Below are 18864 nucleotides of genomic sequence, written 5' to 3'. Positions count from 1 at the left end.
TAGCCGTAGTGCCTCGACATGGGAGCCGACCATGGCTAATGACACAGACGCGGACCACGAAGATGCACCGGCCGATGCGGACGCCGATGTCGACGACGACAGCGCCGCTACCGATGACCACCCAACCGAGCGCGAGCGGGAGTTCGCGCAGATGCAGCGTCGGCTCAACGAGCGGGAGATGGGTCTCGACCAGCGGAGTGCGGAACTCGACCGGCGTGAAGAGAAGGTCGACGCTCGGGAGGAGGAACTGAACCGGCGAGAGACGGAACTGGACGAGCGGGAGTACCAACTCGACGAACGCGAAGCCGCCCTCGACGACCGGGAGACCGATCTCGACGAGCGCGAGGCCGAACTGACGGAGTACGATGCCCAATTGTCCGAGCGCGCCGCGGAGCTCGACGAGCACGAGGAGACGCTGAACACCTACCTTTCGGGGCAGATGGCGGACGTAGAGGAGTCGGTCACGGAGACGATGCACAACGCACTGGACCGGTACGAGGCGACCCGGTCGGCCGGTCAGTTCGGTCCGACCGGGACGATGCTCGTCGGACTGGCCGGCGTGGCGCTCGTCGTCGCTGGCATCGGGTTCAGCGCGCTGGTATCGGCCGGCACAGCCCCGTTTAGTGTCGGCGGGACGACGGCGGACCTCGCTATTGCCGCCGTCGTCGCTATCGTCGGGCTGGCACTGAACCTCGGGACGGTTGCCGGAAAAATCTGAGTCGCGTCGTCGTCAGTCTGCCGTCGCGGGATAGTCCAAGTCGTCCATGGCTGGGGTATCGCCGTCTCCGAGCCATGCGTGAACACCAGCAATCGTGGCCCACAGCAGCAACTGGCCGAACACGACCGTCCAGCGATAGGCTGCGACCAACGCGGCGGGCACGTCGCCGTGGACCGGGTTCGCTGGTGCGAGTACGACAGGAACTGCAAGCAGTGCGAGCGGCAGCGCCGCGGCCCCGAGTCTGACTGCGGTGTGGCGACGCTCCGTCCGCCGGTATGCGAGCCCGGCGAGTACCGCGACCAGTGCGCCCAGCGCCATCAGGCCGGCGTACCAAGCGAGTCGCGTCTCCGTTCCAAGCGCCTGCTCGACGCCCGGCGGCTGTGGCGGGAGGACGAGCCACGGCGCACCGGAGACGGTGAGGAAGCCAGCCCCCGCAAGCGCCAGTCGCTTCGTCGCACCGGAGCCGGGAATCGCCGGTTCGAGGAAGAAGTACGCCATCCCGAACACTGCGACGCCGAAGAGGATTCCCCAGAGGACGCCGCCGCCGATGCTCGCGACGGTCGTCGTGAGTTCCGAGACGACGGGACCGCCCCCGCCGTGGCTGTGTTCGAACGTCTCCAGTCCGGCAGTGAAGCTGTTCCCGACCGTCGCAACGAAGAGGCCGTAGACCAGCCCACCTGCCACGCCGGCCACCGCGCCGCGTTCGAGGTAGTCAGTCGCCATCAGTGGCAGGTGATCCCGGCGCTGTGTCGGAAGTTGTGCAGTGAGTCGTGCAGCATCGGGTCCTGCACGAACAGTAGCGTGAAGCCGAGCGCCGCCACCAGTGCAACGGCAATGGCGACCTGTGGGCCGGTCAGTGCCCCTTTGGCGCGTTCGATGCGGTCGTACACGCTGTCCGTGGCGCGTGCGGTGTCAGTGTCATCCTGCATTGAAATCTCGTTTGTCTTAAGAACAAGTAAGATTGTAAAACTTCCGCCTGATACAGCTCCACCGGGGGGTTATCGTTCGCCAGCGACGGCGTCCACTCGCTCCGCGGTCAGCGCATCGAGTGGCACCACCGAGGCGCTCGTTTCCTCGGCCACGACATCCAGCAGGCCGGCACGGCTCCCGTCGCCGGCATCCACGACAATGGTTCGGTCGGCCGCCTCACCGAGCGCCTTGGCCGCGGTTCCGGTCTCTTCGACCGGACTCCCGTCGGCGGTGTTCGCCCGCCCGTCGGTCACGACGATGACGACGCCGGCGTCCGGGTCGGCTCGGTCGAGCACGTCACGGGCAGCGGTCAGGCCGTCCGGCAGTGGCGTCCGGTCGCCTGTCGGGAGGTCCTTCAGGTGCCGGGCCGCCAGCGAGACGCTGTCAGTCGGCGGGAGGACCACATCTGCGCCCTCGCCGGCGAAGGTGACGAACGCCACCTCGTCGCGGGCTTGGTAGGCGTCTTTCAGCAGTTCCAGTACGGTGCCTTTCGCAGCCTTCATCGCCGGGCGCATCGACGCGCTCGCGTCGACGGCGAACACCACCAACGTCTCGGCGTCGCCCGCTCGGACCGACTTGCGGAGGTCCCGTGATTCGACGCGGCCGCTCCCGCGACTGGCTGCCGCACGGACCGACGCTGCGGCGTCAACCTCGTCGTCGCGACCGGCACGCTCGGTCCGCACTGTTGCCCCTCGCTTTGTGCCCGTCGCGTCCGCACGCCCGCTCGACATCCCGCCGTCGGTGTCGACGGTCGGGGCGTCTACGTCGGGTGCGCCGCTGTCGCCGACTTCGGCTCTGGACTGGCCCGGCAACAGCGGTGTCGCGTTTTCTGGGTCGTCGGACTGGTCGGAGTCACCTTCTTCACCGTCGCCTCCAGCCGCCCCGTCGCTGTCGCCGGCCTCTCTCTCCTGTCGCTCGCCGTCGCTATCTGCCGAAGCGGGCGTCGGCTGTTCGCCCCGCTCGCCCGACTCGTTGTCGCCGTCCTCATCGGACTGCTCGCCGTCATCCGGCTGCTGTTCCTGCTGTTCGTTCGCATCTCCACCGCTCTCAGAGTCGGCCCCGTCATCTGCCGGGTCGCCGTCGGCCCCTTCGTCGTCACCGTCCGCGCCACTTTCCTCGCCATCGCTCTCCCCTTCCTCGGCGGACCCTTCCTCGGATTCGTCCTCCTCGTCCTCGAAGTGGTCGTCGAGCACGTCGTCCATGTCCGGCGAATCCTCGAACGGTCTGGACGTGAGTCGGTGGGGCAAGGCGAACTCGGCGGCCCGCTCGATGTCTGATTCGAGGACTGTCGTTCGCCCATCCAGCGCGGCGAAGGTCCGGGCCGCCCGCGCCGTGGCGATGTCCCCGCGGTGGCCGTCGAGGCCGGCGTCCCGACAGAGTTCGGCGATCTGCTCGCGGAACTCTCGGGCGAGGTCGACCTCGGGCAGCAGCTCGCGAGCGGTTCGCAATCGTTCTCCGGGATCGCGGTCGGGTTCGGCCCGTGACTCCTCGTCGTCCTCCCCCAGCGCCTGATCGATGATGGCGACGCGGTCGCCTACGTCCTCGCAGGCGGACACCTCGGTCTGGAGAGCAAAGCGATCCCGTAGCTGGGGGCGCAGATCGCCCTCCTCGGGGTTCATCGTCCCGACCAGCGTGAACTCGGCGGGGTGGGTGACGGTGACGCCGTCGCGCTCGACGCGGTTCTGACCGCTCGCGGCGGCGTCGAGCAGTACATCGACGAGGTGGTCGTCCAGCAGGTTCACCTCGTCGACGTAGAGGATGCCGCGGTTCGCGCGGGCGAGCAGGCCGGGGTCGAACTCGTGGTCGCCGTCAAGGGCGTCGGCGACAGACAGCGTCCCGACGACGCGGTCCCGGGTCGCGCCGAGGGGGAGCGTGACAAGTGGAACCGACCGCGTCTCGACGGGCGGGTCCGCCCGTGTCCGGCAGTCCCCACACTGGGCTTCCGGCCTGTCCGGCGGACAGCCGTAGGGGCAGTCCGCGATTGCGCGCTGTTCGGGCAGCAGGTCGGCGAGAGCGCGGACGGCCGTCGATTTCGCAGTCCCCTTCTCGCCGCGGACCAGCAGTCCGTCGAGGTCGTCGTCCGTCGCGACGGCCAGCAGTCCGTCCTTGAGGTCCCGCTGGCCGACGACGGCCGCGAACGAGGCCCCCTGCGAAGCTTTTTTGCCCGCGCCGAATACAACCATACTTGTATTAGTGCAAACGGAGATTTAATAACGTTATGCCACAGCTAGGACTCTACACCGCGACGGAGAACGAACTCGGGGCCGTCCAGCGGGCCGCGGGCGAGGTCGATGCGGACCTCGTCGTGCGCTCGGAGAGCGACCTCGACGACGAGCCAGCGGTCGAGGCGTTCGTCGACGAACTGACCGACGCCGACGCCGTCGTCCTCTGGCTCCACGGGGCCGAGGACAGCATGCCCGGCTACGACCTCGCCGTCGAGCGGTTGCGCGAGGCCGGCGTCCCGCTCGTGGTGAAAGCGACGGGCGACGCCTTCGCCTTCGAGGACACGTCGGTTCCGGACGAGCACCGCGACACCGTGTACGACTACCTCGACAAGGGCGGGGCGAGCAACGTCGCCAACTGCGCCCGCTACCTCGTGGCGCAGTACGGCGACGCCGACCCCGCGTTCGACGATCCGGTGACGCTCCCGACAGAAGGGGTCTACCACCCCGACCATCCGGGCGCGAGCATCGAGGACCTGCGGGCGACGTTCGACCCGGCGAAGCCGACCGTCGCCGTCTGGTTCTACGAGTCCCACTGGACACACGAAAACACCCGGTACGTCGACGCACAGGTCCGGGCTATCGAGGCTCAGGGGGCGAACGCGCTCCCGATATTCTGCGAGCCGGCGACCGACGCCGACGGCCAGTGGAACGCCGAGCAGGTCACCGAAGAGTGGCTGCTGGACGACGCAGGGAATCCGCTGGTCGATGCCGTCTGTTCGTCGTTCATGTTCTCGCTGTCGATGGACGAACGGGGCCGCAGTGCTGACGACGAGGGCCAGAGTGCGGAGGACGTGTTCCTCGACAAACTCGGCGTGCCGGTCATCCAGACCGTGACAACGATGCGCTCTCGCTCGCGCTACGACAGCAGCGACACGGGCGTGATGGGCTTCGAACTCGCGCTCTCGGTCGCCCTGCCGGAGTTCGACGGCAACGTCATCACCCACCCCATCTCGGGGAAGGAACGCACCGACGACGCCGCCGGCATCGGGAGCGCGCCGAAACAGCACTTCCCCATCGACGACCGAATCGACCACGTCGCCCGGCTGGCGGTCAACTGGGCCGAACTGCGCCACACGCCAAACGACGAGAAGAACGTGGCCGTCGTCCTCCACAATTACCCGCCCAGCGACGACGGCATCGGGACCGCCTTCGGGCTCGATTCGCCGGAAAGTACCGTCAATCTGCTCGAAGAACTGGACGGGCGTGGGTATAATTTAGGAGATACGATGCCCGACAGCGGCCAGTCGCTGGTCGAACGCCTCACCGCCCAGCTGACGCTTGACGACCGCTGGGTCGCACCCGAAGACGTGCGCGACCTGAGCGTCGACACCGTCTCGCCGACCCAGTACGGTGAGTGGTTCGAGACGCTCGACGCCGACTTCCGCGAGAACGTCATCGACGAGTGGGGCGACCCGCCGGATCGACCGTTCGCGATTCCCGGCGTTGAGTTCGGCAACGTACTCGTGACGGTCCAGCCGCCGCGTGGCTTCGGCATGGACCCATCGAAGGTGTACCACGACTCCGACCTCCAGCCGCCACACGACTACGTCGCCTTCTACCGCTGGCTCCGCAACAGCTACGATACCGACGCCGTCGTCCACCTCGGGACCCACGGCAGTCTGGAATGGCTGCCGGGCAAGACTGTCGGCTTGGACGGCGAGAGCGCGCCGGACCAGCTCATCGACGACATCCCGAACGTCTACCCCTATATCGTCAACAACCCCGGCGAAGGCACGCAGGCCAAGCGCCGGTCCTATGCCGCCATCGTCGACTACCTGACGCCGGTGATGGCCAACGCCGGCACGTACGACGACCTCGCCGACTTGGAGGAACTGGCCGACCGCTACCGTGAAGCGGGCATGGAGGACGCTCGGACCGACGACGGCGAACACCTCGCCGAACAGATTCGAGCGACTGTCGACGAACTGGACCTCGCCGTCGAACTCGGTATTGCCGGTGAAATCGACGAGAAAGCCGACGTACGCGGCCCGGACGAGGCGGGGTCGACACTGGCCGAAGGCGAAGTCGCTGGCGAGGACCTCGACATCGACGACCTCGTCGAGCGCGTCCACGAGTACCTCACTGACGTGAAGACGACCCAGATCCGGAAGGGCCTGCACACGATGGGCGAGCCGCCGGCCGACGACCGATTGGTCGACTATCTCGTCGCGCTCACGCGACTCGAAAACCCCGGCGCGCCGTCGCTGCGCGAGAGTGTTGCGGGCGTGCTCGGCGTCGACTACGACAAGCTCCGGAACGCACCGGGCGAGTACGACGAGGCGCTGGGAATGACCTACGCCGAAGCCGCTGACCGCGTCCACGAGACCAGCAAGGACCTCGTCCGGACGCTCGCGGAGTACGATTTCGACGTGCCAGAGAGCGAACTCGAAGACAGTGACTCCGAGGTGAACATGAACCTCCTCGTGGTCGACATCGAACCGCTCGGAGACGCCCGCGTACGGTCGGGCGCACACGAAGACCTCCGTGCCGCGCTGGCCTACATCTGCGAAGAAGCGGCCCCGCGGGTGGCCGGCGCGGCCGACGAGATACCGCGGACTGCCGACGCGCTGGCGGGCGAGTACGTCCCACCCGGCGGCTCTGGCGCGCCGACGCGTGGCGGCGTCGACCTGCTCCCGACGGCCCGGAACTTCTACACGCTCGATCCGCGGAAGGTCCCGGCCAAGACGGCGTGGGATGTGGGCAGCGAGGTCGCCGACGGCGTGCTGGAACGGCACGAGACGGACGAAGGCGAGTATCCAGAGGAGATCGGCGTCGTCGTCTGGGGCACGCCGACGGTCCGGACCCGCGGCGAGACCATCGCGCAGGTGCTCGCGTTGATGGGCGTCGAACCGGTCTGGTCCGACGCCGGCCGCGTCGAGGACGTGGAACCGATTTCACTCGATGAGCTCGGCCGTCCGCGCATCGACGTGACGACGCGCGTCTCCGGACTGTTCCGGGACGCCTTCCCCGCGGCGGCGGGCGTGGTCCACGACGCCGTCGACGCCGTCGTCGACCTCGACGAACCCCACGAGATGAACTACGTGAAGAAACACGTCGAGGAGGAGACCGACGACCTCGTGGCTGATGGCATGGACGAGAGCGACGCCGAAAGCGCGGCGAAACACCGCGTCTTCACCACCCGGCCCGGCGGCTACGGTGCCGGGACGAACAAGGCCGTCGACGAAGGGAACTGGGACGACCGCTCGGACCTCGCCGACGTGTACGTCCAGTGGGGCGGCTACGCGATGGGGTCCCGCGGCCGCGTCAGCGACGCCCACGACGCCTTCGAGCGCCGCCTCTCCTCGGTCGATGCGACGGTCAAAATCGAGGACACCGCCGAACAGGACGAGTTCGACTCCTCGGACTGGTACGCCTTCCACGGCGGCTTCATCTCCGCCGTCACGGAAATCGCCGGCGAGGAACCGAACTCCTACGTCGGGGACTCCTCGGACCCCGATAACGTCGACGTCTACACGAACGAGGAGAAGGTCCGGAAAGCGATGCGGGCCCGCGTGCTGAACCCCGCGTGGCTCGACTCGATGGAGGAACACGGCTACAAGGGCGCTGGCGACCTCTCGACCACGGTCGACGTGGTGCTCGGCTGGGACGCGACGACCGACGTGGTCAGCGACACCCTCTGGGAGGACGTGGCCGAGCGCTACGCCTTCGACGAGGACCGACAGGACTGGCTCCGGGATGTGAACCCGTGGGCGTTGGACTCGATTACCGAGACCCTGCTTGAGGCCATCGACCGCGGCCTCTGGGACGCCGACGACGAGACGCGCGACCGACTTAGGGACTTGAATCTGGAAGTGGATGGCGACCTCGAAGCGCGGAATAGCGGTGCGGAACGAACGGAGGTGCCTTCAGATGACGACTAACACAACTGATGCGACAGACGACACGAACAGCGAGGACGACTTCGAGGAGTACGCCGACCTCGGCGCGACCACCTCGAACGCGATGGACATCGCCGAAACGTCGATGGACCGCGTGCGTGAACTCGTCCCCGACGAGACGCTGGCCGACCGTATCCGGCAGAAATCGGTCCACGCGACCGGCGACCCCGAATTCCAGTACCTGATGCGCTTTACCGGTGAGGACGACGATGAGCCGGTCCGCGCCGGTGCACGAGCGGTGCTGGACGAACAGCCTATCGTCACCGACATCACGATGGTCAAATCGGGTATCACCGGTCGCGGGCATGACTGCCCGGTGAAGAAGGCCATCGGCAACGGCGCGGAACTGGCCGCCGAGACCGGTATGACCCGAACGGCGGCCTCGGTGCTGGAACTCGACAAGCAGGGCGTCTACGACGGGGCCATCGCCGTCGTCGGGAACGCGCCGACGGCGGCGCTCGCACTGGCTGACTGCATCGAAGACGGGACCCGTCCGGCCGTCGTCGTCGCCACGCCGGTCGGCTTCGTCAAGGCCGCCGAGAGTCGACAGCGGCTCCGGGAGGTCGCCGCCGAGCACGGCGTTCCGGCGATTACGAACGTCGGCCGCCGCGGCGGGAGCGGACTGGCCGCGGGGCTGACGAACGAACTGGTGCACGTGGCAAGTGACAGCCGGGACGGAGAACTCACGCTCGATGAGTAGCGGCGACTACGACCTCGACTCGGGACCAGACCCGGCAGATATCGCGGCGAGCGCGCCCGAGGACCCCGACGCGGACCGGCCGGTCCACGCCGTCGGCATCGGCCCGGGGAACCCTGATTTCCTGACGCCGCGGGGCGAGCAGGCCATCCGCGAGGCCGACGTGGTCGTCGGCTTCGAGACCGTCGTCGACTTTGTCGCCGACCGGACCGACGCGGACCTGCTGACCTGTGGCTACCGGGACGAACTCGACACGCTGGACACCTTCGCTGAGCGCGTAGCCGACGGTGAACGCGGGACTGCGGTCGCGATGGGTGACCCGAACCACTCGGGCTACCAGTTCGTCGGGAAGGTCCAGCGCGCCGTCGACCGGCCGGTCCGCGTGGTGCCGGGTATCTCGTCGCTCCAGATCGCGGCCAGTCGCGCCCGGACGCCGATGGAGGACACAACGTTTGTCACGTTGCACAAGAGCGGCGACCTCTCGGCGGACCTCGACCGCCTCCGGAGCGATGTGGGCGAGCGACACCTGCTCGTCCTCCCGCGCCCGTTCGACCTGATGCCCGAAGACATCGCGGTAGACCTCATCGATGCTGGTGGCGACCCTGACCTGCCGGCGCTGGTGTACGAACGACTTACCCACGACGACGAGGCCCGGACCGCGACCACGCTCGGTGACCTTGCACAAGATGCTGGCGGTGACAGCAGGGACGACACGCGGTTTTCAGACCTGTCGGTGTTCGTCGTCCGGCGGGACTGAGACCGTAGCCGTTCCCGATTAGCTGACCGCGACTGAGTCCTTCTGTCGCCGCCTGTACTCGTTGATCAAACGGAACGCGATCACGTACCCGATAGCGGCGAACACGACAGCCAAGATGATGTTCCCGGTCCACAGACGTACGAGCACCTCACCGCCCATCGAGACGGAGACGCCAGTAAACGACAGTCCGGGTACCGGTCCCAGAATCCGGTTGCCGAGCCAGAAGCTCGTCGCGTACACGCCCCATTTGACCGGTGGGTTGAGTATCAGGACGGACGCGAACAGCGCGACCTTGCTGAGCTGTTTGAACAGGTACGCAAGAATGAGGAAGGCGAGAAATCCAGTGCCGAGCGTCGGTAACGCAGTGAGGAACACGCCGATGCTGAAACTGGCCGCGACCTCCTGAGGAGAGTGCTCCTCGACCAGCGCGGCCACTAGCTTCTCTTTGACCTGCCCCCGCGTCTGCGCCACTCGTCGGCGAACCATCTACGTGTCAGAATGTACCGTGGGTACAAATCGCTTCCTCTCGTCCGGTGTGTGTTCGGCTCTGGCGCTCCGACAGCCCTAATCGCCCTCGCCGTCGGTCGCCAGCGGCCGGTTTGTCGCGGCCAGCGTCGCCTCGAACGTCTGTGGTGTACGTGTCTCTGCCATCGTCCGTGCCGTCTCGACAGCGGTTGCGACGGCCTCGGTGACGAGCGGGTGGTCGCCCAGCGTGTCAGTGTAGGCGAGTCCGCCCCTGTCGAGGTCGAGCTTGGCGGGAATCTGCGTCTCGGTCGCGTCGGTTGGCGCGAGAAAGAGCGGCACGGCGACGGCGTGGTCGTGAGTGAGATTGTACCGGACACATTCGACAGCGGGGTTTTGCAGCAGATAGCAGGGCTCGACCTCGCCGAAGGCCGAGCGCTCGCGCAGGCGCTCGGCGTGATACTCCGTTACCTGACGTTGATACGGCTTGCCGCTGGAGCCGAAGGCGACGAGCGCGACGGAGGAGTCAGCGGCCTCCGGGACCGCGCCACTGCTGCGGTCCCGGAGCGCTTCGGTCAGCAGCGGGCTTCGCCCGACTGGTTCACAGTAGTGTGTCTCGGCGTCGATTTCGTCGAGTGCTGCCGGGACGTCCGTGACTGTCGTGTGGTCGTGAGCGACGGTCATCGGCAGCGCGAACACGCGGTCGGCATCGATGGCTACCAGTTCGTCGCGTAACTCCCGGCGAGGTTCGTGGTCGTAGGTCAGCACCGTGACGTCAGCGGCTACCCCGCGCTCGCGCAGACGACGAGCGTGTGTCTCGTAGGGCGTAGCGCGTGACGTGTCCCGACCGATGAGCAGGAGTGTGTCGTGTGGCATTGGTAGCTCCCAACGCTAAAACAAATCAGCTTGTTTTAGCGAAAGTTGGCTTGCCTGAACGTTGGCAGGAACCCACTAATACCTTTGGGTCCCCCGTCGTATCGGCTATCGACGACTGTCTGCGCAGAGCATCTGGCACCGGGTCTTATACATGCTGGACCGCAATCTCGGGCTATGGACGTGACCGAGAGCGACCTGCCCGGTGTGGGAAAAAAACACGAGGTGGACATCGGCGATGGCCAGCAACTGGTCGTCGTGACCCACAACACGGGGACTCGCGAACTGTACCTGAAAGAGAACGAAGACGCCGACTCGGAGAAACTGCTCGAACTCTCTGACCGGCTGGCACGGATAGTCGGCACGATACTCGAAGGCGCGTACTTCCAGCCGGTCGAATCCAATCACGTCGAGACGATGCTGTCGGAGGGCACGCTGCTCGAGTGGTACGCCGTCGAGGCGGGCTCGCCGCTGGTTGGCGAGACGCTGGCTGGCGCTGATGTCGGCCAGCGCACCGGCATCACCGTCGTCGCGATACAGCGCGGCGACGACGTCATCGCCGCCCCTGCGTCCGACGCCGAAATCGAGGCCGGCGACACCGTCGTCGTCATCGGTGAGCGCGACAACTGCGAGCGGTTCGAGAAGCTTCTGGCCGGAGAGCTGTAGAGAGATGCTTGCACCCGACTCGTCGGAGGGCCACCGTCGTGGCTGACTTACTCGGTATCGGCGTGTTGTTCGCCGCCGTCGCGTTCGCCACCCTTGTGGCCGTGTGGCTGAACAAGTCGGTGATCCCGTTCTACATCATCATCGGGATGGTACTGTCGCCGTCAGTTGCGGGGCAGTTCTCCGTCGCCGGCTACGGCCTCCCGGTCGTCGAGTCGACCGAGTTCGTCGAACTCGGTGCTGAGCTCGGTATCGTCTTCCTGCTGTTTTTCCTCGGACTGGAGTTCAATCTCGACCGGCTGCTGGAGAGTTGGGAGCGCATCACCAGAGCGGGAATCACTGACCTCGGCATCAACTTCGGTGCCGGACTCCTGCTCGGGTTCGCGCTGTTTCGAGACCCGCTTGCGGCCTTTCTGGTCGCCGGGATCGTCTACATCTCCTCGTCGGCCATCATCACGAAGTCGCTCATCGACCTCGGCTGGATCGCCAACGACGAGGCAGACCCGATGCTCGGGACGCTCGTGTTCGAGGATCTGGTCATCGCTGTGTATCTCACGATAGCCGCCGCGCTCGTCGCTGGTGGGTCCGACGTCGGGGCTGCCGCGACCTCCATCGGCATCGCGCTATCGTTCATCGTCGCGCTCTTGCTCCTTGCCCGCTACGGGACGCCGTGGTTCGAGCGGGCCTTACAGACGAACTCGAACGAGTTCACGGTGATACGGGCCGTCGGCATCACGGTCCTCATCTCCGGCGTCGCGCTCGCCATCGGCGTCAGCGAGGCCGTCGCCGCCTTTTTCGTCGGGATGGCCTTCGCCTCGACGACCCACACGCACAAACTGGAGAACCTGTTGGAGCCCGTCCGTGACACGTTTGCGGCGGTGTTCTTCTTCTGGATCGGCGTGGAGACCGATCCCCGATTGTTCGCCGGTGTCGCGGGGCTGGTCGTTGCCGCTGTCGTCGTGACGACGCCGACGAAAATCGTCTCGGGCTATCTGGGTGGCCGTGCCTACGACCTCGACCCGCGCCGGTCGATGCGCGTCGGCCTTGGCATGGTCACTCGCGGCGAGTTCTCGCTGATTATTGCCGCTGTCGCACTGACCGGCGCAGGCACGTCGCTGTCGTCCGAGCTAGCCAACGCCGTCTACTCCTTTACGGTCGCCTATGTGCTCGTGATGAGTATTCTCGGAACAATGTTGATGCAGTACTCGGCTCCCTTCGAGGAGTTTGCGACGGCCCGCTTCGGAACGGAGTGACGGCGAAAATTCGGGACCGGTCTTACAGCTCGCTGTCGGGAACGACGACGACCTTCCCGAAGCCCTCGCGGTCCTCGATGATCTCGTGTGCCCGGGCGATCTCGCTCATGGGCAGCGTCTCGCGGACTCGCGGTTCCATCTCTCCTTGCCAGACTAGGTCAAGTACTTCGTCGGCTTGGCCGGGCGTCGCCATCGTCGAGCCGATGACCTGTAGCTGGTTCCAGAAGATGCGGTTGATGTCCGTCTCCGGGTTGCCGCCGGTGGTCGCGCCGCAGGTGACCACGCGACCGCCCTTGACGAGGCTCTTGAGCGAGTCCTGCCAAGTCTGTGCGCCGATGTGGTCGACGACCATGTCGACGCCGCGGCCGTCGGTCAGGTCCCGGATCTCGCTCGCGAAATCCGTCTCCTCGTAGTTGATGGTGTGGTCTGCGCCCAGTTCCTCGGCGTAGTCGAGTTTCTCCTGACTACTGGCGGTGGCGAACACCTCAGCGCCGGCGTGGTCGGCGACCTGCACGGCCGCGTGGCCGACGCCGCCCGATGCGCCAAGTACCAGCACTGACTCGCCGGCCTTCAGGTCGCCACGGTCGCGAAGCATCCGCCAAGCGGTCTGGAACACTAGTGGCGACGCGGCGGCCGTCTCCCAGTCGACGCCCTCCGGGACCGGTGTGAGGTTCTCGGCCGGGACGGCGGCGTACTCGCTGTGGACGCCTCGGACGTGTTCGCCGATGATGTGGAAGTCCGGGGCGAGTGTCGGGTCGCCCTTCCGTGAGAACTCGTCGCCGCCGCCGCTCTTGCCGGCGAGGACGGCGACGCGGTCGCCCGGTTCGAACCGCGAGACGCCGTCGCCGACCTCGTCGACGACACCCGCGGCGTCACTGCCCGGGATGTGTGGCATATCGAGGTCGACGCCGGGGAGCCCGCGCCGGGTCCAGATGTCGAGGTGGTTCAGCGCGGCCGCCTTCACGTCGATGACCACCTCGTCGCGGCCGGGTTCGGGGTCTGGAAACTCGCTATACTCAAGTACATCACGGTCGCCGTGACTATCGAACTGAACGGCTTGCATCGTCATCACTTCCCGTGGCTTGCTTATAAACGCCAGCCTCCCGGAGGCTCTTCTGGCTGTGGTAGCCAGTGTTCAGTCCACTGTTGTAATTCAATTTGTGCCTACTCTGTCTCTAATATCTTCACGTATTGGACACCTATCTACATAAAATACAGTCTGTATTCACTCAGTCGATTTATACTTTTACTCATTGCTTATATGGTTATATTCTCTCTATCTGTAGTGATAGGATATTGACGAGGAACTAAAAGATGCCCGTCTACGATATTTGGACGTACCTTCCGGTCGTACAGAATTGTCCGGGATTGGTGTGTGGTACTTTTCACCACTGCTCGACCGATGAGGAGCATACTTACCGCTTGAGCCCGTTCTCTACGCCACCAATGACACACACTTCAAACACACCCACGGGCCGCTCTCGGGGCGTCCCGACACGCACCTGCGTGGCCCCTCGATTCGGGACAGTGGTGACCGACCGATGAATCTCTCACTCGTTATTGTCGCGACGATGACTGGCGTCGCCACCGGCGTCGTGTTCGGCCTGCTGGATGTCCCCATTCCGGCCCCGCCGAACCTCGCCGGTGTGATGGGTATCCTCGGCATCCTCGTCGGCTATCGCCTCATCGAGTACTTCGATGTCGGCGTCAGCCTGCTGTCGTTACTGAAGGTCTGACGACTGTCAAGCGCTTTTCGGACCGAATCGCACCATCAGTTCTCCCTCCCAGAACGACAGTGGCGGCAGTGACGATACCGCCCCGTCAGTGGTCTGCGTGCTCGGTCCCGTTGTGGTGCTGGTGACTGCTCTCGTTCTCGCTGTGGTCGGTGTCGCGCTCGCCGTGGTCGTGCTCGCGAGTGAGGCGGCCGTGATACGTGTCGAGCGTCCGTTCAAGAAGCGCTGTCCGCGTCTCGTGCCCCTCGACGACCGGTTCGATCCACCGCGATTCAGTCCGCCAGTAGCCCATCACCTCGCCGGACGGTTCGATTACCTCCGCATCGAGGCCATCGACCTCCCAGTCGTCCGTGTACGCTTGGATGAACGAAACGACAACCGTCTCGATGCCGGCCGCGAGTTCGTGGCTGCGCGTGCTCTTCGTGACGTAGGTCAGCCTGATGCGGCTGTCTTCGACAGCGAGTGAGTCGATGTCGACGAACCACTTCCGCAGATTGGATTCGAACGCGGCCAGCTCGGTGTCGGTAGCACCGTCGGCTTCGTCGTCGCTATCTGCGTGTTCGCTGTCGTGGCTGTGTCCCTCGCCGTGGTCGTGACCGCCGTCGGCGTGCGTGTGGCCGTGTGACTCGTCGTGGTGTGCCCCATCGTCTGCCGCTGGCATTTCACTCGCTTCGGGCGTTGCCGTCGAGCCGCCGGCCCCGGTGTCGCCGGACTGGCTGTTCTGGGTGCCGCCGAGGCTGCTACAGCCCGCGCTGGCCACCGCAGCCAGCGCGAGGGTTCCGAGGAACCCACGCCGACTCCGTCGCTGGCTGGTGTCTGGCACGGCTCAGGTCCCCCGTCGCGTTGCGAGCAGCGCTGCGCCGACGAGCGCGAGCAGTGTCACGACGGCGGTGAACCCGGGCCCGGACGCGGCGGCCGTCTCCGACTCTGTGGCTGCAGTGTCAGCTGCCGCCGTTCCCGCTGATTCGCCCTCTGTGTCTGGTGTACCGGCCGCCGTGGCACCGCCGGATTCGCCGTTGCCGTCAGTTCCGGATTCGGCTTGCTGGTCGGTCGAAATCCAGACCGGGCTGGTCAGCGCTCGGTCGCCGTCCTCGTCGACGACGCGGAAGGCGACCCAAGCGTTCCCGTCGATGTCCACGTCAGTACTCATGGTGTCGTTCGTGCCGTCGAGCGTGACGTTCGAGACGGTCGTGCCGTTCCGGATGACCTCAGCGTACGCGAGTTCATCGAGGTTCCGAACCGTTGCGGACGCCTCCACGGACGACCCGGCGGTCGTGTTCACGGTCTCACCGGGCATCCGGTCGTCGACAGTGAACTCGACGGCCGGACCGTACGTCGCGTACGTGTGCCCGTCTTTCACCGACTGGGCCCACTTCTCGGGCGTGACGGTCCCCTCGACGTATGCCCGGGTGCGGGCGCTGCCGTATTTCGCCGGGAAGCACTGTGAACAGTGATCGTCGCTGACACCGGTCGCCGTGATCTCGTAGCCTTCGTTCCAGAGAGTGAACAGCCCCTGCACGCTGGCAGCGTCGGACTCGCCGTACGGGCCGTTGTACGCCTCGATGGCGTCGACCATCGGGAGGTACTTCTCGTGCTGGCCGGGCGCGCTGTCGAGGCTGACGAAGCGGTCGCCCGGATGGTTGATCTGGAACACCGTTGCGTTGTGTCTACTGCGGGACTCCTCGATGAACTCCACGAGGGTCCCGTCGGAGTCGACCATCTCCTCGCCGTGCATCGGGTAGGGGTTGAAGTGTCCGAGGTCGCCGGTGGTGATCTCCTCACTCCGGATGAACATGATATCGCGCTCCTCGGCCTGTGACTCCATCGATCCCCAGCCGCCGATGGCGTTATGATCGGAGATGAACACTGCGTCGACACCCGCCGATTTCTGGATGGCGACGAAGTTGTCGATGGGCGTCTTGCCGTCGAAGCTGACGCTGCTGTGGGCGTGGGGGTCGATGCCGACCCAGTTGCGCTCGCTGGGGTCGAGTTCCTCGGTGAACGTCGCGTTGACGCTGACCGATTCACCCGGCGTCACCGAGACGTTCTTCTCGACCGGTTCGGCGATGTACCCGGTTCCGTGGTTGAACACCAGCGTGTAGTTCCCCGGCGGGAGCTGGAACGAAGCCGTGCCGGCCGGCGTCGTCTGGGTGTAGACGGTCTGGACTGCGGTGCCGTCGTCGAGTACCGTAATCCGGGCGTCGGCGGGACTGACCTCGCCCTCGTCATCTATCGTTGCGGTGACGTTGACGGGGGCTGGCCCCTCCAACGAGTCGAAGTCGGCGGTTGCCGTTTCACCGCTGCTGACGGTGACGGACTGTGGCTCTGATGCCGCAAATCCGCTGGCGTCGGCCGTCAGCGTGTACTCGCCGGCGGGGAGTTCGAGGTCGTACGTTCCGGTCTCCGACCCGACGGTGTAGGTGAACGCGCGGTCACCCTTCGAGGCGGTGACTGTTGCCTGTGAGACAGACTCGTTGTCCGTACTTTCGATGGTCCCGGTCACAGTTCCCGTCTCGGTTCCCTGCTGCTGGTTGTAGTACTCGCTGGTCGCGCTACTTGAGCCGTCTTCGCCGACGAAGAGGGCGAACTCCGCTGAGCGCGTTTCGCCGGGGTCAAGTCGGTGTTCGAGCCACGGGTCGATCCATGTCGTGGAACCAGTGTACGAGGTAAAGGAGCCGTTCCCGCCCCAGACGCCGTAGCTCACACGGTCACCGGTGAGTGCGGCCCATGGCTGGTCGAGTGTGTCGGCGCTCACTGGCGGCGAGCGCGTCTCCTCGACTCTCCCCGAACCGGGGAGCCAAGTGGATTGGCCTTCTGAACTCAGTGCGGCCCCGCTCTGAAGCCGTTCGGAGTCGTTGATCGGGAGGCGCTGGTCGCCGCCGTTCTCCATCGTGGTGTTCATCCAGATGTGGCTGGAGTTGGCCGGTAGCGTGTACGTCGTCGTGACGGAGACGTTCGGGTTCGTACTGACGTGGCCGGTCGCGGTGACGACCGCCGCGCCGTTCGGCCCGGTGGCGTTCTGGCGCTCGAAGGACTCATAGACCGGCCACGTCCCGAAGTTGTTGAACGCGAACTCGGCGACGCCGATTTGGTCGGTTGTCAGCCCGTACGCGTTGGCGTCGTAGATTCCGCCCGGGAGCGTACCGAACGGTCCATTGCTCTCAGTACCGATGGCGGCGGCGACTTCGCTGTTTTTCAGGACAATCGTCTCGTTTGCCGGCGTCTCGCCGCCCTTGATTCGCTCGCCGGTGACGGCGACCGGCTTGTCAGGTCGCTCGACGTGACCCGACGAGGCCAGCCACTTCACCGTTCGGAAGAGGAACGGTCGCGTATCGGTTTGCTGGTGTTCGGCCTGCCACTCGTCGGTGAGATACGTGGTGACCGACTTCTGGCTGCCGAAGGCGACGACACGGCCGTTGTCACCGATGTCCCACGTCGCGGCCGCGCCGACGATGCGCTCGCCACGGGGGTACTCTTTCTCTGTCGTGGAGTAGGTGTACTCGTAGGTATCGCTGTCACCGTACAGCAGCGGGGCCTGCGTCCCGTTGTCCGTGTCGGTGACGTTGAGACTGACGCCATCGTACTCCACGGTGTCGACGTTGTTCATTATCGGATGCCGGCCCGTGTTGTGCAGGATGACCCGCCACTCGTAGTCCTCGACGGTCTTGTTGGTCGGGTCCTGAACATTTCGGAGCCACTTGTCGCTCTCGCCGTTGAAGTGGAGTCCGTACGGATCGGTGATGTCGTTGAGCTTGCCGGCGTGGCCCTGCAGCGGCGAGGTCCAGTCCCCGACGACGAACAGGCTACCGCCGTTTCTGACGTACTCGTCGATTGCTGCCTGCTCGGCCTCGCTATAGGCTGTCTGGGGGACGGGGATGATGACCACGTCGTAGTCCGACAGCCCGCTCGCGGCCGAACTGTTCCACGAGGTCAGCCCGCCGGTCGTCGACCGTTTCGTGTCGACGTCGTAGCCGCGTTCGCTGAGGCGGTTTGCGAACTTGGTGAACGTCGAGCCCTGATGGCTCCCGTCGATCAGCACGTCGACGCCGGCACCGCTGTTGTTGAGATCGACTGAATCATCAGGAACTGGACAGCTCTGGTCGAGCTGACAGGTCGCCCCACCAGCCGAGGCCATCTGTGTTGCTGTCTGACTATTCGCCGTTGTCAACTCGGTTTGCTTGCTCGGTGCAGCAGCGGCACTTCCGAGGAAGCCGGTGCTGACAACCGAGAAAACGAGCAGTATGCTGAACGCGACTGCCCATATGCAATTTTTATTCATTACTTCCTGTACGGTATAAGCACCGACTAGTTAAAATTTACCATAGACAGACTATTCTCAGATAGTGACTGTTTTCTGTAACAAACCACTAACTCTGCATTGTCTTTGGGAGGTGCAACTCTGCCCCATCTCCAGAGGTGAACATATCCGGAGCTGTCGTTTGATACTGTACTGCCTAGCCACTATAAGACGGCTTTGACGGACACACCTGATCTGTCGGCCACACATTCCGACACACCGATTGTGGTGGCGACGACGGCCCGACAGACTGCCCATAGAACACTGCCTGTCTGTCTACAGCGATGCGTGTGTCACGATCAGCACGTACCAGCTTTT

General features: G+C 65.3%; 15 protein-coding genes. 7 read left to right on the top strand and 8 right to left on the bottom strand.

All coding sequences use genetic code 11. The features are described from left to right. Positions 1-31: 31 nt before the first annotated feature. Positions 32-718, top strand: a complete 687-nt coding sequence (locus Har1129_RS13450) for an Rnase Y domain-containing protein (RefSeq protein ID WP_151101126.1) — start codon at positions 32-34, stop codon at positions 716-718. A gap of 12 nt (positions 719-730) precedes the next feature. On the opposite strand, the gene Har1129_RS13445 is transcribed toward Har1129_RS13450, so the two are convergent. The 3 genes from Har1129_RS13445 to Har1129_RS13435 form a co-directional block, all read right to left on the bottom strand. Then, complete coding sequence (locus Har1129_RS13445) at positions 731-1441, bottom strand: CbtA family protein (protein ID WP_151101125.1); 711 nt, start codon at positions 1439-1441, stop codon at positions 731-733. Continuing rightward, positions 1441-1647 (bottom strand): CbtB domain-containing protein, encoded by a 207-nt coding sequence (locus tag Har1129_RS13440; RefSeq protein ID WP_151101124.1) that lies wholly within the window; start codon positions 1645-1647, stop codon positions 1441-1443. Before Har1129_RS13440 ends, Har1129_RS13445 begins: the two co-directional genes overlap by 1 nt. Before the next feature lie 69 nt (positions 1648-1716). Then, positions 1717-3870, bottom strand: a complete 2154-nt coding sequence (locus tag Har1129_RS13435) for a VWA domain-containing protein (protein ID WP_151101123.1) — start codon at positions 3868-3870, stop codon at positions 1717-1719. 35 nt (positions 3871-3905) lie between these two features. Between Har1129_RS13435 and cobN the strand changes: the two genes are divergently transcribed. From cobN to Har1129_RS13420, 3 genes are read left to right on the top strand one after another with little or no spacing between them, the layout of a single operon-like run. Beyond that, positions 3906-7793, top strand: a complete 3888-nt coding sequence (gene cobN, locus Har1129_RS13430; protein ID WP_151101122.1) for a cobaltochelatase subunit CobN — start codon at positions 3906-3908, stop codon at positions 7791-7793. Further along, positions 7783-8511, top strand: a complete 729-nt coding sequence (locus tag Har1129_RS13425; RefSeq protein WP_151101121.1) for a precorrin-8X methylmutase — start codon at positions 7783-7785, stop codon at positions 8509-8511. Before cobN ends, Har1129_RS13425 begins: the two co-directional genes overlap by 11 nt. Then, the gene (locus Har1129_RS13420; RefSeq protein ID WP_151101120.1) at positions 8504-9265 is read left to right on the top strand and encodes a cobalt-precorrin-7 (C(5))-methyltransferase; all 762 of its coding nucleotides are present in this window, start codon (positions 8504-8506) and stop codon (positions 9263-9265) included. The genes Har1129_RS13425 and Har1129_RS13420 overlap by 8 nt, the downstream gene beginning before the upstream one ends. An 18-nt stretch (positions 9266-9283) precedes the next feature. Here Har1129_RS13420 and Har1129_RS13415 read toward each other — a convergent pair whose 3' ends face one another. Both Har1129_RS13415 and Har1129_RS13410 read right to left on the bottom strand, forming a co-directional pair. Beyond that, positions 9284-9751 (bottom strand): DUF2062 domain-containing protein, encoded by a 468-nt coding sequence (locus Har1129_RS13415; RefSeq protein ID WP_151101119.1) that lies wholly within the window; start codon positions 9749-9751, stop codon positions 9284-9286. Between the two features lie 78 nt (positions 9752-9829). Continuing rightward, positions 9830-10603: a CbiX/SirB N-terminal domain-containing protein gene (locus tag Har1129_RS13410; RefSeq protein WP_151101118.1), complete on the bottom strand. Its 774-nt coding sequence runs from the start codon at positions 10601-10603 to the stop codon at positions 9830-9832. 174 nt (positions 10604-10777) lie between these two features. Here Har1129_RS13410 and Har1129_RS13405 point away from each other — a divergent pair, with 174 nt between their 5' ends. Both Har1129_RS13405 and Har1129_RS13400 read left to right on the top strand, forming a co-directional pair. Next, positions 10778-11266 carry a cation:proton antiporter regulatory subunit gene (locus Har1129_RS13405; protein WP_151101117.1) on the top strand — a complete coding sequence of 163 codons (489 nt, stop codon included), beginning with the start codon at positions 10778-10780 and terminating at the stop codon, positions 11264-11266. Positions 11267-11304: 38 nt separating this feature from the next. Continuing rightward, a complete protein-coding gene (locus tag Har1129_RS13400; RefSeq protein WP_151101116.1) occupies positions 11305-12516 on the top strand; it encodes a cation:proton antiporter in 1212 nt (403 codons plus the stop codon). A gap of 22 nt (positions 12517-12538) precedes the next feature. Here Har1129_RS13400 and Har1129_RS13395 read toward each other — a convergent pair whose 3' ends face one another. Beyond that, positions 12539-13579, bottom strand: coding sequence for a zinc-binding dehydrogenase (locus Har1129_RS13395; protein ID WP_151101115.1), 1041 nt, complete (start codon positions 13577-13579; stop codon positions 12539-12541). A 478-nt stretch (positions 13580-14057) separates the two neighbouring features. Between Har1129_RS13395 and Har1129_RS13390 the strand changes: the two genes are divergently transcribed. Beyond that, positions 14058-14252, top strand: coding sequence for a XapX domain-containing protein (locus Har1129_RS13390; protein ID WP_004518274.1), 195 nt, complete (start codon positions 14058-14060; stop codon positions 14250-14252). A gap of 85 nt (positions 14253-14337) precedes the next feature. On the opposite strand, the gene Har1129_RS13385 is transcribed toward Har1129_RS13390, so the two are convergent. Both Har1129_RS13385 and Har1129_RS13380 read right to left on the bottom strand, forming a co-directional pair. After that, complete coding sequence (locus Har1129_RS13385) at positions 14338-15072, bottom strand: hypothetical protein (RefSeq protein WP_151101114.1); 735 nt, start codon at positions 15070-15072, stop codon at positions 14338-14340. A 3-nt stretch (positions 15073-15075) separates the two neighbouring features. Continuing rightward, on the bottom strand, positions 15076-18528 hold the full coding sequence (locus tag Har1129_RS13380; RefSeq protein ID WP_151101113.1) for a CehA/McbA family metallohydrolase: 3453 nt from the start codon (positions 18526-18528) through the stop codon (positions 15076-15078). Between the last annotated feature and the right edge of the window lie 336 nt (positions 18529-18864).

Origin of the sequence: Haloarcula sp. CBA1129, from assembly GCF_008729015.1 — an archaeon.
GTDB lineage: Archaea > Halobacteriota > Halobacteria > Halobacteriales > Haloarculaceae > Haloarcula.
The sequence above is the reverse complement of the archived record's forward strand: the minus strand, read 5'-3'. Positions and strand labels throughout refer to the sequence as shown.

Excerpts from the sequence above, each read along its gene's own strand:
- Har1129_RS13410 (WP_151101118.1), bottom strand. The coding sequence starts at position 10,603 with ATGCCACACGACACACTCCTGCTCATCGGTCGGGACACGTCACGCGCT.
- Har1129_RS13445 (WP_151101125.1), bottom strand. The coding sequence starts at position 1,441 with ATGGCGACTGACTACCTCGAACGCGGCGCGGTGGCCGGCGTGGCAGGT.
- Har1129_RS13450 (WP_151101126.1), top strand. The coding sequence starts at position 32 with ATGGCTAATGACACAGACGCGGACCACGAAGATGCACCGGCCGATGCG.
- Har1129_RS13395 (WP_151101115.1), bottom strand. The coding sequence starts at position 13,579 with ATGCAAGCCGTTCAGTTCGATAGTCACGGCGACCGTGATGTACTTGAG.
- Har1129_RS13420 (WP_151101120.1), top strand. The coding sequence starts at position 8,504 with ATGAGTAGCGGCGACTACGACCTCGACTCGGGACCAGACCCGGCAGAT.
- Har1129_RS13415 (WP_151101119.1), bottom strand. The coding sequence starts at position 9,751 with ATGGTTCGCCGACGAGTGGCGCAGACGCGGGGGCAGGTCAAAGAGAAG.
- cobN (WP_151101122.1), top strand. The coding sequence starts at position 3,906 with ATGCCACAGCTAGGACTCTACACCGCGACGGAGAACGAACTCGGGGCC.
- Har1129_RS13390 (WP_004518274.1), top strand. The coding sequence starts at position 14,058 with ATGAATCTCTCACTCGTTATTGTCGCGACGATGACTGGCGTCGCCACC.
- Har1129_RS13435 (WP_151101123.1), bottom strand. The coding sequence starts at position 3,870 with ATGGTTGTATTCGGCGCGGGCAAAAAAGCTTCGCAGGGGGCCTCGTTC.
- Har1129_RS13405 (WP_151101117.1), top strand. The coding sequence starts at position 10,778 with ATGGACGTGACCGAGAGCGACCTGCCCGGTGTGGGAAAAAAACACGAG.
- Har1129_RS13425 (WP_151101121.1), top strand. The coding sequence starts at position 7,783 with ATGACGACTAACACAACTGATGCGACAGACGACACGAACAGCGAGGAC.
- Har1129_RS13380 (WP_151101113.1), bottom strand. The coding sequence starts at position 18,528 with ATGAATAAAAATTGCATATGGGCAGTCGCGTTCAGCATACTGCTCGTT.
- Har1129_RS13440 (WP_151101124.1), bottom strand. The coding sequence starts at position 1,647 with ATGCAGGATGACACTGACACCGCACGCGCCACGGACAGCGTGTACGAC.